Below are 12573 nucleotides of genomic sequence, written 5' to 3' on the forward strand. Positions count from 1 at the left end.
ATGTTTATATCTATGAACATCAATGCCATGCTCGGTGCACCCCCAGATCAGAGGAGAACCGAGATGCGCAGATGGCGAACCCTTCTGGCGATGCTGGCCGCGGTCGTCACCGCTGCCACGATGTCACCGGCACCCGCGTCGGCAGCCGACCCGGTCGTCCCCTACGTCGTCGGGGGCAGCCGCGCCGCTCTCGGCGAGTTCCCGTTCATGGTGCGGCTCTCGATGGGCTGCGGCGGCGCGCTCTACAGCCCCACCCTGGTTCTCACGGCGGCCCACTGCGTCAGCCGGACCGGCGCCAACACGTCGATCACCGCCACCTTCGGCGCGATCGACCTGCAGTCGAGCACCCGGGTCACCCGCAAGTCGAACTACGTCTACCGGGCGCCCGGCTACAACGGCAACGGTGACGACTGGGCGTTCATCCGCCTCGCCAGCCCGGTGAGCGGCGCCAACATCGCCACCCTGCCGATCGTGACCTCCACGGCGTACGACTCCGGCACCTTCACCATCGCCGGCTGGGGCGCCAACCGCGAGGGTGGCGCACAGCAGCGCTACCTGCTCAAGGCCACCGTGCCGTTCGTCAGTGACAGCACCTGCAACTCCAGCTCCATGTACGGCGGCCAGGTGATCGCCGCCGAGGAGATCTGCGCCGGTCTCACCTCCGGCGGCGTCGACACCTGCCAGGGCGACTCCGGTGGCCCGATGTTCCGCCAGGGCGCGTCCGGCTGGGTCCAGGTCGGCATCGTGAGCTGGGGCGACGGTTGTGCCCGCCCGAACAAGCCGGGCGTCTACACCCAGGTCAGCTACTTCTCCTCCGCGATCCGCTCCGCCGCCACCTCACTCGGGGGCTGACGCCTTCTCTGATCACACCGGGCGCCCGCGATCTCCGCGGGCGCCCGGTGTGATCATTCACCGATGACGACCAACCCGTGGCTCGCCGGCCCCTCTCCGACGCGACGGCTCGACCGTGACCGGCTCGAGGAACGCATTCTCAACCTGCTGTCCTCGCAGAACATGTGCGTGCTGGCCACCACGGCGCCGGACGGCAGCCCGGCCGCCACCCCGGTCCGCTACTTCCACCTCGGCCTCGAACTCGTCTTCACGGCGCTCGGCAGCTCACCGAAGATGCGCAACCTGCGCGCCGACCCACGGGTCTCGGCCGGTGTCTTCGCCCCACTCGTGGGCCAGGCCAGCAGCCGTGGCGCGCAGCTCTTCGGCAACGCCCGCGTCCTCGAACCCGGCGATCCGGGTTTCGGCGACTACTGGCCGGTGGTGCGCTGGCAGTCCGACCACGTGGAACGCTCCCGCTCCCTGGACGAGCCACCACTCGGCACGATCGGTGTCATCACCCCGGACCGGATCGTCTACACCGAGCACTGGCTGCGCCGCGAGGGCTACGCCCCACGCCAGATCCTCACGCTGCCAATTCGGCGCGGACCCGCATCAGGGCAAAACCCAGAAGATTGAGACCACGCCAGCGGTACGGGTCAGCCGCCCGCGGGTCGTCGCCTGCCAGGCCGATGCCCCAGATACGGTCCAGTGGGCTCGCCTCGACCAGCACGCGGCTGCCCGTGGTGAGCAGGTAGTCGTGCAGCTCCGGGTCGGCACGGAACTTGGCCAGGTTGCCCGCGACCACGATCGGGGTGCGGTGCTCGTTCCAGGCCTGCTGATCGAAACCGGCCACGCGACCGCCGAGTTTCTTGGCCTCGTGCGGGTGCCGGGCGGCCAGGATCCGCTCTGCCATCGGCTCGTCGGCGAACAGCACCGCCTTACGCCACATCATGTAGTGCTCGGCGGTTGCGAAACTCCGCCCCTCGGCCTCGAACCGGCCCGGCCACCACTGGCTCAGGCAGCCACGGCCGGCGCTGCCGTCGCGTTCCCGGTCGTGCTTCCAGAAGTACAGATACTTGAGCCTCTCCCCCGCCGCCTTCGCGGCGGTCAGGTCGGCGACGCTGTGTATCGACATGCCCAGAGAGTCTGCCGTCGCGCCACGTCCACCGCCTGCCATTTTCCGGCGTGCTCCGACGGGCGGCTCAACGCCTGGAGCGGATGGACTGCAAGGTCTTCCCGGTCTCGGTGACGAACCAGAAGTCGAAGCCGCTCCGGTTCGGCGAAACACCGGGGTTGAGCACCTCGACAACCGCCTTCGCCGCCCCGCTGGGCGAGCGGAACCACTTTCCACTGAGCGGACCCGAGGTGATCGTCAGACTCGAGGTCTCCGGATCGAACTCCGCCGTAACGCGCTGCCCCTGGTAGACCGCATGAATCGGAACCGCCTCCGGTTGTGCCAGCACCGGCTTCGGCGCGACCGCCGAACTTCGGAACCGTTCCACCAGCAGCGTCACGGCCTCGCCGGGTGTCATCCCGACCGCACTGGCGATGAGTGTCAGGTCACGGTAGGTGCCGTTGTCGATCTCGATCTTCACCACATCAACGAGCATATAACTCCTCAGGAGGAGAATGAGTAGAGAATTTGAGCGACATGAGTATCTCCGCTACAGTCACTACCGCACTACACCCGACTACGCTGTAGTCATGACTGCTCCACGTTCAGTTCGCTTCGATGAGGGGGTGCTCGCCCGCTTGGACCGATACGTTCGGGAACACCCGGGGACCTCGTCGTCGTCCGTCGCCAACATGTTCATTGACGAGGCCCTCAAGTCGTATGAACACCCAGGAGTCAACTTCCGGCCCGGCCCGACCGGTCGCCGGGCGGCACTCGCCGGCGGCCCGGACGTCTGGGAGGTGATCACCGCTCTGGACGACATCCGCAACGAAGACCCTCAAATCAGCGAGGCTGACCTGCTCGAAGAGCTCGGCACTGTCACCGGGCTGACGACCACGCAGATCGGCATCGCGGTGCGCTACTACGCGGCGTACCCGGACGAGATCGACGAGCGGATCGCACTCAACCGGGACGTCGCCGACCGAGAGGAGAAGTTGTGGGAAGCCCAGCAGAGCCTTCTCCGGAAGCGGAAGACGTGACGGGCCTCCTTCTCGGCGAGATGTATCCGCCGAGCCTCGCGCAGCAACTCAGGGACGCGGGTCATGACGCGGTCGCCGTATTGGACATCGAGGTCGGGCTCGCCTCGAAGACCGACGAGGACGTACTCGCCTGGGCGGCGCGTAACAACCGTTGTGTGGTCACCGAGAACGTGGCCGATTTTCTCCGCCTGGCGCACCAGGGCGCCGGACATGCGGGGCTGATCCTCGTCACCCGCCGGCGATTCCCTCGAACGCGATCCGGCCTGCACCGGCTCGGCAAGGCGTTGACCGACTTCCTCTCCACCGAGACTCCGCCCGGCCGGGATCAGATCCTCTGGCTACCGGATTCCTGACCAATCGTCCGCCGTACGACTGATCGCGTCAGCCGGAGAAGTGCGGACTTCGGGCCATCGTCCGGTAGGCGGACAGGGAGGCGCTGTCGGTGTCGAAGCGGAAGTTGTGGTCCGTACCCTCCTGGATGTCTGTGTCGAACCAGACGACCGCGCCGACCTGTGGCGTGTCCTCCACCCAGGACCGCAGCCGCTTGATGTAGCGCGTCCTGTCGCGTACCGCCGCCGTCTCGCTGAGGATGATCGGCTTGCGGCTGCCGTAGAGCGACGTGACCGGATCGAACAGGGTGGACGGTGACTCGTCGTAGAAGTTGTAGCCGGAGATCCCGACCCAGTCGACGTAGTCGTCACCCGGGTAGTAGCGCTGCACCCGGTTCCAGCTCTCCTCCGGTGACGAGTTCCAGTTGGGGCTCCAGACCCACGACACGTTGGTGACGTCCTGGGCGGCGAAGACGCGGTGCAGCCGGCGCCAGACCTTGACGTAGTCGTCGGCGTCGCTGCCGTTGCGGGCGCCGGACCACTCGAACCAGTCGCCGTTCATCTCCCAGCCCCAGCGCAGCAGGATCCGGCGGCGCATGCCCTTGAGTTTGCGCGCGACAGAGCGGATGTTCGCGTCGGAGCCGCCGTCGAGGATCCCGGCCCAGGGCGCACCGTGCCAGGAGACCATCAGGACGCTGTCGTCGGCGATATCCGGTTCGGAGGTGGGCACGTAGCCGTCCCACGGGTAAAACCGGTGGACGATCCGCTGTTCCCGGCCGAGCTGCCCGCGGCGCAGGGCGAGGCTCTGCCGGAGCGTCCGGCCGCCGAGGGCCAGGTAGGAACCGAGCATCACGGCGCCGTCGGGTGCCTCGACGGCGCCACCGCGGCCGCTGCCGGCCGGCCGCGCCGGCGTGGGCGTGGGCGGAACGGGTGACGTGGTGGTGAGCGCCGGTGCCAGACTCGCGGCTACCGGGGGTGACGACGGCGCGGCCGAAGACGAAGGCGGAACCGGTGCCGCCGCGGTGCCGCAGCCTGCCAGGCCGGTGAGCCCGACGAGGGACAGCAGCTGACGGCGCTTCACGGATTTCTCCTGCCCACGACGGAAGGTGACCGCAGGCGATCATGCCCGCGGCGACCGCCGTACCGTCTCCGCCGAACGGTCGGTGAGCTGGGAGAATGTTCGGCTGAACGGTGCGAACCGGTTGGGCCGAAAGGCCCACCGCCGCCGGTTCTCCTGCCCCGCCTCCGGCCCGCGCGTAGTTTTTTCATCGCCGGGACGCCAAGCCGGCGCCCCGGGAATCACGGGGAGGAAAGTGTCATGAACCTTCGTAAGAGCTGCGCTCTGGCCGCAGGATCGATCTTCCTGGCCTCCGCCGGAATCGCCGTCACGACGACACCGGCGGTCGCGACGCCCGCACCCGCCGGGCAGACCGTGGTCTCGGCCGACCCGTGGCCGCCGAAGCCGAGCAGGGCGTTCCGTCAGGGCTTCCGGGACGGCCGTAAGGACGGCTGGCGCGAAGCCCGCGACGAATGCCTGAACCCGAAGAGGGCGCTGACGAAGATGAAGGGTCTGTGGGAGGACCCGGAGTCGGCCTACATGCGCGGGTACGAGGAAGGCTGGGAACGCGGCTACGCAGAGGGCTACAAGGAGTTCTGCTACTGAGGACAGTGGACGTACCGGCCGGTGGACGTGCGCCGGCCGGTACGTCGCCTCAGCCCTGGTAGAGCGCGCCGATCTCGTCGGCGTAGCGGTCCTGGATGATCCGGCGCCGCAGTTTCAGCGTCGGGGTCAGTTCGCCGGACTCCGGTGACCAGCCGCGCGGCAGGATCCGGAACGTCTTGACCTGCTCCGGCCGGGACAGTTTCGCGTTGGCCACGGCCACCGCGCTCTCGATCTCGGCACGCAGCACCGGGTCCTCGGCCAGATCCGCGACGGCCGTGGTGGGCAGGCCCTTGGAGCGTGCCCAGAGCGGCGCGATCTCCTCGTCGAGGACGATCAGGGCGGTGATGTACGGGCGGCGGTCGCCCACCGCCACGGCCTGGGCGATCAGCGGGTGCGCCCGCAGAAGGTTCTCGATCTGGGCGGGCGAGATGTTCTTCCCGCTCGAGTTGATGATGAGTTCCTTCTTGCGGTCGGTGATCGTCAGGAACCCAGCATCGTCGAGCACACCGACGTCACCGGTGGCCAGCCAGCCGTCCTCGTCGGTGATCGGGTCGATGCCGCCGTCGGCGCGCAGGTAACCGGCGCAGACCAGCGGCCCGCGCACCAGGATCTCGCCGTCGGGGGCGAGCCGGATCTCCATGCCGCCGTTGGGCCGGCCGACCGATCCCGTACGGAACGCCTCCGGGATGTTGATCGTCGCCGTGCCGGTGGTCTCGGTCATGCCCCACACCTCGAGCACGTCGATCCCGATGCTGGCCAGGTAGAGCAGCACCTCGACCGGGATCGGCGCGGCGCCGCTGCCGGCCCAGAGCATGTTGTCCATGCCGAGCTTGGCGCGCAGCGGCTTGAGGATCTGCGCGTCCATGGCGGCGTGCCTGGCCGCCAGCTCGGCCGGGATCTCCTGTCCGGCCTCGCGCAGCCTGTACACCTCGGTGGCCACGGCGCGGGCCGCGTCGACGGCGGCCTGCACCGGCGGTTCGGCGGCGGCGAGCTGGCCCTGCACGCCGGCGACCATCTTCTCCCAGATCCGGGGTACGCCGAAGAACGACACCGGGCGCACCCGGACCAGCCCGGCGAGCAGCTGCGTCGGATCGGGGCAGATGGTGACGTGCCCGGCCCGGTAGAGCGGGTTGTAGACGCCGAGCACCCGTTCGGCGATGTGCGCGAGCGGAAGGTACGCCAGCGAGTCGGCGTGATCCGGGGTGTCGATCGTGTTCTGCATGACCACGCACTGGTACAGCACGTTGTGGTGGGTGAGCACGACACCCTTGGGGTCTCCGGTGGTGCCGGAGGTGTACAGCAAGGTGACCGGCTGCTCCGGCCGTACCTCCCGCCAGGTCTTCTCGAAGGTCTCCGGGTCGGCCCGGTGGGCGGCCGTGCCCCGGGCGGCGACGTGCCGAAGCGAGACGATGCGGTTCTCGTCGTCACCGTCCCGGTCGACCACGATGACGTGCCGCAACTCCGGCAGGTCGGCGATGATCGGTTCCCACTTGCGCAGCGCCTCCTCGTTCTCCAGCACGACGATCCCGGCGTGGGAGTGCCGGGCCAGATAGCGCAGCTGGTCGACGGAGAGGGTGGCGTAGACGGTGGACGGGACCGCGCCGAGGCAGGCGGCGGCCAGGTCGACCAGCCAGTGCTCGGGACGGCTGGACATCATGATGAGCAGGCGGTCACCGGAGCTCAGGCCGAGATCGGCCAGGCCTCGCGACAGCACTGCCACCTCGTCGCGCACCTGCCGCCAGGTCAGCGTGTCCGCCGATCCGAGCAGGCTGAGGGCTGGCAGGTCGGGGAACTCGGTGGCGTTGCGGTGCAGCAGAGCGGGAGTCGTCAGTTCGCGGGCTATGTCGGCGCACCGCTGATTGAGGGCGGGATCCATGAGCTGCCTCCTGGGAAGCCGTAGACGGGCGGCTATGGCGCGACTGTAAACGCGCATTAACTTCCTGGGAAGGCACCATGTGAATCTGGACTAACTTTTCAGCGATCTTTCAGGCACTTCAGTCAGGCACGCAGCACGGTCAGCATCAACCGGGTGAGGTGCCGGTCCATGCCGGAACGGCGATCGAAACGGACCAGCCGGCTCAGGTCGGTGGCCAGGTTGAGGGCGGCGTGCACCAGCACCCGGGCCTCCGGAACCGCCAGACCGGGACGCAGCCGGCCGAGGAGGCGAACCCACTCCTCGACGTGCAGCCGCTGCACCTTGCGCAGCTCATGCCGGTCAGCCTCGGGCAGATTGTTGTTCTCGGCGAGATAGACCGAGACCAGGGCACTGCGCTCGAAGGTCAGCTCCACGTAGGAGCGTGCCATCCGGTCCAGCGCGTCGTCGTCACCGGTGGCGCCGGCCAGCGCGGCCGCGGTCGACTCGGCGACCCGCTCGGTGGCCCGATAGAAGGCGGCGGCCAGGATGTCGGCCTTGCCGGGAAAGTAACGATAGACGCTTGACGCGTTGATCCCCGCGGCCCGGCCGATGTCCTCCACCCCGACCGCGTGGTACCCGTGCCGGTGGAACAACTTGATCGACTCGGCCAGCAGGATCTCGCGACGGGCGGTCACCCCGAGCACCGGCTCGGGCGGCGGGTACTCGGTGGCGGGCAGCGCGGGCGTGGGCGGCTCCTCGTACAGCAGCGCCCACGCCACCCGGTGCAGAACGGCCTCGGCCCGGCCGCGCGCGATCGCCGCACGGTGCGTGCCGAGACTGCCGAAGACACTGAGGGCGGCACGGACCAGGGCATGTGCGTCGCGGTTGGTCAGTTCGGGACGCAACTGCCGCAGCGGTACGGCCAGACGAGCCGCGAAATCGCCGAGCTCGGCCAGGAACTCCTCGCGGTGCGCGGGCTCGAGGTAGCGCCACTCCCACTGGTAGAGCCCCGCCACCCGGCGGTGCTCGACGGCGAGCCGGGCCAGCACCGCGAGCAGGTCGTCGAGCCGCTGCCGGGGGTCACCGCCCTCCGGCAGATCAGTGGCGGCCTGCACCGCCTCGACGAGCTGGCGGGTGGCGTGCACGAGCATCGCGTACTTGTTGGAGAAGTGCCGATAGATCGCCGGACCACTGATGCCGACGGCGGTGGCGATCTCGTCCAGACTTACTCTGTGGTAACCACGCTCGCAGAACATCTCCGCGGCGGCCAGGGCGAGCTGCGTCTTCCGGTTCTTCGGCCGCTTGCGGGCCCCTGCTGGGGCCGGCTCACCGGCCGCGGCGATGCTCATGACGAACAGCCTAACGGTGATCTGTGGTTCGCCCGACCTTCGTCTCCGTATCCTTGACACCTAGCGGAAACATCGGCAAAAGTTAGTCGCAATTCGCATCCAGGGGAGCAGTCGATGACGACCGAGGCCTATCTGTACGACGCCGTGCGCACCCCGCGCGGCCGGGGGAAGAAGACCGGATCCCTGCACGGGGTGAAACCCGTCTCACTGGTGGTGGGACTGATCGACGAGCTGCGGCGGCGCTACCCGGGCGTCGACCCCGCCGACATCGAGGACCTCGTCCTCGGCGTGGTGTCCCCGATCGGCGACCAGGGCGCCGACATCGCCAAGACCGCGGCGCTCGCGGCCGGTCTGCCCCACGAGACGGCCGGTGTCCAGCTCAACCGCTTCTGCGGCTCCGGACTGGAGGCGGTCAACATCGCCGCCCAGAAGATCCGCTCCGGCTGGGAGGATCTGGTCCTCGCCGGCGGCGTCGAGTCGATGTCGCGGGTGCCGATGGGTTCCGACGGCGGCGCCTGGGCGATGGACCCGGACACCGCGCTCAACACCGACTTCATCCCGCAGGGCATCAGCGCCGACCTGATCGCCACGCTCGACGGCTTCAGCCGCGAGGACGTCGACGCGTACGCCGTCGGCTCCCAGCAGCGCGCCGCCCGCGCTTGGGAGAACGGCTGGTTCGACCGCTCGGTGGTGCCGGTCCGTGACCGCAACGGCCTGCTGATCCTCGACCGTGACGAGCACATCCGCGCCGACAGCACCGTGGAGAGCCTCGGCAAGCTGCCCGCATCGTTCGCCGTCATCGGTGACCAGGGCGGCTTCGACGCGGTGGCGCTGCAGAAATACCACTGGGTCGAGAAGATCACCCACGTGCACAGCCCGGGCAACTCGTCCGGCATCGTGGACGGCGCGGCGCTGGTCATGATCGGCTCCGAGCGGGCCGGTCAGCGCGCCGGTCTCGCCCCGCGCGCCCGGATCGTGGCGGCCGCGCTCAGCGGCGCCGACCCGACCATCATGCTGACCGGTCCGGCCCCGGCCGCCCGCAAGGCCCTCGACAAGGCCGGCCTCACCGTCGACGACCTCGACCTCGTCGAGATCAACGAGGCGTTCGCGGCCGTCGTGCTGCACTTCATCGACGACCTCAAGCTCGACCCGGAGAAGGTCAACGTCAACGGCGGCGCGATCGCCATGGGCCACCCGCTGGGCGCCACCGGCGCCATGATCCTCGGCACCCTCGTCGACGAGCTCGAGCGGCGCGGCGGCCGGTACGGCCTGGCCACGCTCTGCATCGGCGGCGGCATGGGCATCGCCACCATCGTCGAACGGCTCTGAGGAGAGAGACTTCCATGACCGACACCATCCGCTACGACCGCGGTGACGACGGCATCGTCGTGCTCACCCTCGACGACCCGAGCCGCGGCGCCAACACCATGAACGACGCCTACGTGGCCAGCATGGAGAAGACCGTCTCCCGGCTGGAGGCCGAGCGCGACCAGATCACCGGCGTGATCATCACGTCGGCGAAGAACTCCTGGTTCGCCGGCGGCGATCTGGACCAGCTCGGCTCGGTGCCGGCCGACCGCGGCCAGGACGTGTTCGACCTGTCGACCAAGGTCAAGGGCCAGCTGCGCCGGCTCGAGACGCTCGGTAAGCCGGTCGTCGCCGCGATCAACGGCTCGGCCCTCGGCGGCGGCCTGGAGCTGGCGCTCGCCACCCACCGGCGCATCGCGCTGAACAACCCGAAGACCGAGCTCGGCCTGCCCGAGGTCACTCTCGGCCTGCTGCCCGCCGGTGGCGGCGTGGTCCGTACCGTCCGGCTCCTCGGCCTTGCCACCGCCCTGATGGAGGTGCTGCTCAAGGGCACCCGGCACCGCCTGCCCAAGGCGAAGCAGCTCGGCCTGGTCGACGAGATCGTGGACACCCCGGAGCAGTTGCTCGCCTCGGCCCGCGAGTGGATCGCGGCCAATCCCGAGGCGGCCCAGCCGTGGGACACCAAGGGCTACCGGATCCCCGGCGGCACGCCGTCCACGCCGTCGCTGGCCGCGATGCTGCCGGCGTTCCCGGCCAACCTGCGCAAGCAGCTCAAGGGCGCGTTCTACCCGGCGCCGCGCAACATCCTCTCGGCCGCGGTCGAGGGAGCCCAGGTCGACGTGGACACCGCGTTCGTCATCGAGACGCGGTACTTCGTCGAGCTGGTCACCGGTCCGGTCGCCAAGAACATGATCAAGGCGTTCTTCTTCGACCTGAACGAGGTCAGCCAGCGGGACATCGGCGAGGTGCCGCCGATCACCAAGGTGGCCGTGCTGGGCGCCGGCATGATGGGCGCCGCGATCGCGTACGTCTGCGCCCGATCCGGTCTTCCGACCGTGCTTCGCGACGTTTCGCTGGAGGGTGCGCAGCGCGGCAAGGGCTACTCGGAGAAGCTGGTCGCCAAGGACGTCGGCCGCGGCCGGATCTCGGAGGAGAAGGGCAGGGCCCTGCTCGACCTGATCACGGCCACCGATCAGGTCGCCGACCTGGCCGGCGCCGACCTGGTGATCGAGGCCGTCTTCGAGGACCCGGCCCTCAAACACAAGGTGTTCGCCGAGATCGAGGGCGTCGTCGCTCCGGACGCGCTGCTCTGCTCCAACACGTCCACGCTGCCGATCACGCTGCTCGCCGAGGGCGTCAGCCGCCAGGCCGACTTCGTGGGCCTGCACTTCTTCTCCCCGGTCGACAAGATGCCGCTGGTAGAGGTGATCAAGGGCGAGAAGACCGGAGACCTTGCTGTACGCCGTGCGCTCGACGTGGTGCGGCGGCTGCGCAAGACGGCGATCGTGGTCAACGACAGCCGCGGCTTCTTCACGAGCCGGGTGATCGGCACCTTCACCAACGAGGGCATAGCGCTGCTCGCCGAGGGTGTGCCGCCGGCCAGCATCGAGCAGGCCAGCAGCCAGGCCGGCTACCCCGCTCCCGTGCTGCAGCTGATGGACGAGCTGACCCTCACGCTGCCCCGCAAGATCCGCAACGAGTACCGCGCCGCCGCCGAGGCCGCCGGCCAGACCTGGGAGGCGCACCCGGCCGACGTGGTCATCGACCGGATGATCGACGAGTTCGGGCGGCCCGGCCGCTCCGGCGGGGCGGGCTTCTACGAGTACGCCGACGGCAAGCGCACCGGGCTCTGGCCGGGCCTGTCCGCCTTCGCGAAGCCGGACGTGACGATCCCCTTCGAGGACCTCAAGGAGCGGCTGCTCTTCATCGAGGCGATCGAGACCGTGAAGTGCCTGGACGAGGGTGTGCTGACGTCGGTCGCCGAGGCCAACATCGGCTCGATCTTCGGCATCGGCTACCCCGGCTGGACCGGCGGTGTACTGCAGTACATCAACCAGTACGAGGGTGGCCTGCCGGGCTTCGTGGCGCGGGCCCGTCAGCTGGCCGACCGCTACGGCGACCGGTTCACCCCGCCGCCGCTGCTGCTGGCCAAGGCCGGCGCCGGTGAGCAATTCGTCTGATCGGTGATATAGGTCGCGTCTTGTGGATCAGCTGATCCACAAGGCGCGGACCTGCACCGATTCCTTCATCCGGCAACTTCCGGTCGGACACCCGGCCGATGCATGATCGATGATCTCCGGGCTACCGTCCATCCCGGAGGTTGATCATGAACATCGACGCGGAGTTACCCGGCGTCTCAGTCGAGGAGCCGTGGGCGCCCGCGGTGCGTGCCCTGCTGCTGCACCTGGAGAAGTCGGGTTTCGACGGCGCGCCGCCGGTCGGCGGCGACCCGGCCGCCGCCGCGCTCCCCTGGCCGGAGTGGGCCCGGGAGGACGACACCCTCTGGCAGGTGGCCCAGTGGCTGCGTGAGTACCACGAGGCCGTCGCCGACTTCGTACCACCCGCGGACGCGGTTTGGCGCAAGGGCGGCGACTGGGAACCCGGCCTGATCATCGGCCACAACGACGCCGCGCCGTACAACGCGACCCGCGCCGGCCGCCGCCTCACCGGCTTCGTCGGCTGGGACTTCGCCGGCCCGGTCAGCCGCGACGCCGACCTCGCGTTCACCGCCTTCGCCTGGGTGCCGCTCACCGCGTACACCGACGCCACCGCCGAGGGCTGGACCGACCTCACCGACCGTCCCCGCCGCCTGCGGATGCTGCTCGACGCCTACGGCTGGCGCGGTACCGCCACCGACATGGTCCGCGAGGTCCGCGACCGGATCAGCGCCGCCATCCACGACATCCGCCGCCTGGCCACCGACGGCGACCACGACTGCCGCGAACTCATCCACTCCGGCCTCGACCTGCGCCTCGCCGCCGCCGTCAAGGAGCTGGCCGTCTTCCCCGGCTAGCCTCGCCCACCCCGCGTGGTGACCTACGCCCACCGGCAAGCCGTACATCACCACACAACACCGCCCAACCC

The 12573-nt window shown here is 69.3% G+C and carries 13 protein-coding genes; 8 read left to right on the forward strand and 5 right to left on the reverse strand.

The genetic code is table 11. The annotated features are described in order from the left end of the window. Positions 1-63 precede the first annotated feature (63 nt). A complete protein-coding gene (locus tag CLV67_RS42050) occupies positions 64-852 on the forward strand; it encodes a S1 family peptidase (protein WP_106328975.1) in 789 nt (262 codons plus the stop codon). A 63-nt stretch (positions 853-915) separates the two neighbouring features. Beyond that, positions 916-1467: a pyridoxamine 5'-phosphate oxidase family protein gene (locus CLV67_RS42055; RefSeq protein ID WP_106328977.1), complete on the forward strand. Its 552-nt coding sequence runs from the start codon at positions 916-918 to the stop codon at positions 1465-1467. Here CLV67_RS42055 and ybiA read toward each other — a convergent pair. Together ybiA and CLV67_RS42065 are read right to left on the reverse strand one after the other, a co-directional pair. Beyond that, entirely contained in the window at positions 1415-1966 is a 552-nt protein-coding gene (gene ybiA / locus CLV67_RS42060; protein ID WP_106328979.1) for a riboflavin biosynthesis intermediates N-glycosidase, read from the reverse strand. The genes CLV67_RS42055 and ybiA overlap by 53 nt on opposite strands. Positions 1967-2033: 67 nt before the next feature. Beyond that, positions 2034-2441, reverse strand: a complete 408-nt coding sequence (locus CLV67_RS42065; protein ID WP_106328981.1) for a hypothetical protein — start codon at positions 2439-2441, stop codon at positions 2034-2036. Positions 2442-2637: 196 nt separating this feature from the next. Between CLV67_RS42065 and CLV67_RS42070 the strand changes: the two genes are divergently transcribed. Continuing rightward, positions 2638-2985 carry a hypothetical protein gene (locus tag CLV67_RS42070; protein WP_239166685.1) on the forward strand — a complete coding sequence of 116 codons (348 nt, stop codon included), beginning with the start codon at positions 2638-2640 and terminating at the stop codon, positions 2983-2985. Beyond that, positions 2982-3338 carry a DUF5615 family PIN-like protein gene (locus CLV67_RS42075; RefSeq protein WP_203737487.1) on the forward strand — a complete coding sequence of 119 codons (357 nt, stop codon included), beginning with the start codon at positions 2982-2984 and terminating at the stop codon, positions 3336-3338. The genes CLV67_RS42070 and CLV67_RS42075 overlap by 4 nt, the downstream gene beginning before the upstream one ends. A gap of 28 nt (positions 3339-3366) precedes the next feature. Here CLV67_RS42075 and CLV67_RS42080 read toward each other — a convergent pair whose 3' ends face one another. Continuing rightward, positions 3367-4395, reverse strand: coding sequence for a glycoside hydrolase family 26 protein (locus tag CLV67_RS42080; RefSeq protein ID WP_106328985.1), 1029 nt, complete (start codon positions 4393-4395; stop codon positions 3367-3369). 237 nt (positions 4396-4632) lie between these two features. Here CLV67_RS42080 and CLV67_RS42085 point away from each other — a divergent pair, with 237 nt between their 5' ends. After that, positions 4633-4977, forward strand: a complete 345-nt coding sequence (locus CLV67_RS42085) for a hypothetical protein (protein WP_106328987.1) — start codon at positions 4633-4635, stop codon at positions 4975-4977. A gap of 49 nt (positions 4978-5026) precedes the next feature. Here the strand turns inward: CLV67_RS42085 and CLV67_RS42090 are convergent, their stop codons facing one another. Both CLV67_RS42090 and CLV67_RS42095 read right to left on the reverse strand, forming a co-directional pair. Beyond that, positions 5027-6853, reverse strand: coding sequence for an AMP-dependent synthetase/ligase (locus CLV67_RS42090; protein ID WP_106328989.1), 1827 nt, complete (start codon positions 6851-6853; stop codon positions 5027-5029). A gap of 122 nt (positions 6854-6975) precedes the next feature. Continuing rightward, positions 6976-8181: a TetR/AcrR family transcriptional regulator gene (locus CLV67_RS42095; protein ID WP_106328991.1), complete on the reverse strand. Its 1206-nt coding sequence runs from the start codon at positions 8179-8181 to the stop codon at positions 6976-6978. Between the two features lie 114 nt (positions 8182-8295). On the opposite strand from CLV67_RS42095, the gene CLV67_RS42100 reads away from it, so the two are divergent. The 3 genes from CLV67_RS42100 (at position 8296) to CLV67_RS42110 (ending at position 12502) form a co-directional block, all read left to right on the forward strand. Further along, positions 8296-9510, forward strand: coding sequence for an acetyl-CoA C-acetyltransferase (locus CLV67_RS42100; protein ID WP_106328993.1), 1215 nt, complete (start codon positions 8296-8298; stop codon positions 9508-9510). 14 nt (positions 9511-9524) lie between these two features. Continuing rightward, complete coding sequence (locus CLV67_RS42105) at positions 9525-11669, forward strand: 3-hydroxyacyl-CoA dehydrogenase NAD-binding domain-containing protein (protein ID WP_106328995.1); 2145 nt, start codon at positions 9525-9527, stop codon at positions 11667-11669. 146 nt (positions 11670-11815) lie between these two features. Beyond that, entirely contained in the window at positions 11816-12502 is a 687-nt protein-coding gene (locus CLV67_RS42110) for an aminoglycoside phosphotransferase/kinase family protein (RefSeq protein WP_203737485.1), read from the forward strand. The last annotated feature ends 71 nt before the right edge of the window (positions 12503-12573 follow it).

Source organism: Actinoplanes italicus, assembly GCF_003001815.1.
GTDB lineage: Bacteria > Actinomycetota > Actinomycetes > Mycobacteriales > Micromonosporaceae > Actinoplanes > Actinoplanes italicus.

Excerpts from the sequence above, each read along its gene's own strand:
- CLV67_RS42050 (WP_106328975.1), top strand. The coding sequence starts at position 64 with ATGCGCAGATGGCGAACCCTTCTGGCGATGCTGGCCGCGGTCGTCACC.
- CLV67_RS42055 (WP_106328977.1), top strand. The coding sequence starts at position 916 with ATGACGACCAACCCGTGGCTCGCCGGCCCCTCTCCGACGCGACGGCTC.
- ybiA (WP_106328979.1), bottom strand. The coding sequence starts at position 1,966 with ATGTCGATACACAGCGTCGCCGACCTGACCGCCGCGAAGGCGGCGGGG.
- CLV67_RS42065 (WP_106328981.1), bottom strand. The coding sequence starts at position 2,441 with ATGCTCGTTGATGTGGTGAAGATCGAGATCGACAACGGCACCTACCGT.
- CLV67_RS42070 (WP_239166685.1), top strand. The coding sequence starts at position 2,638 with ATGTTCATTGACGAGGCCCTCAAGTCGTATGAACACCCAGGAGTCAAC.
- CLV67_RS42085 (WP_106328987.1), top strand. The coding sequence starts at position 4,633 with ATGAACCTTCGTAAGAGCTGCGCTCTGGCCGCAGGATCGATCTTCCTG.
- CLV67_RS42090 (WP_106328989.1), bottom strand. The coding sequence starts at position 6,853 with ATGGATCCCGCCCTCAATCAGCGGTGCGCCGACATAGCCCGCGAACTG.
- CLV67_RS42095 (WP_106328991.1), bottom strand. The coding sequence starts at position 8,181 with ATGAGCATCGCCGCGGCCGGTGAGCCGGCCCCAGCAGGGGCCCGCAAG.
- CLV67_RS42100 (WP_106328993.1), top strand. The coding sequence starts at position 8,296 with ATGACGACCGAGGCCTATCTGTACGACGCCGTGCGCACCCCGCGCGGC.
- CLV67_RS42105 (WP_106328995.1), top strand. The coding sequence starts at position 9,525 with ATGACCGACACCATCCGCTACGACCGCGGTGACGACGGCATCGTCGTG.
- CLV67_RS42110 (WP_203737485.1), top strand. The coding sequence starts at position 11,816 with ATGAACATCGACGCGGAGTTACCCGGCGTCTCAGTCGAGGAGCCGTGG.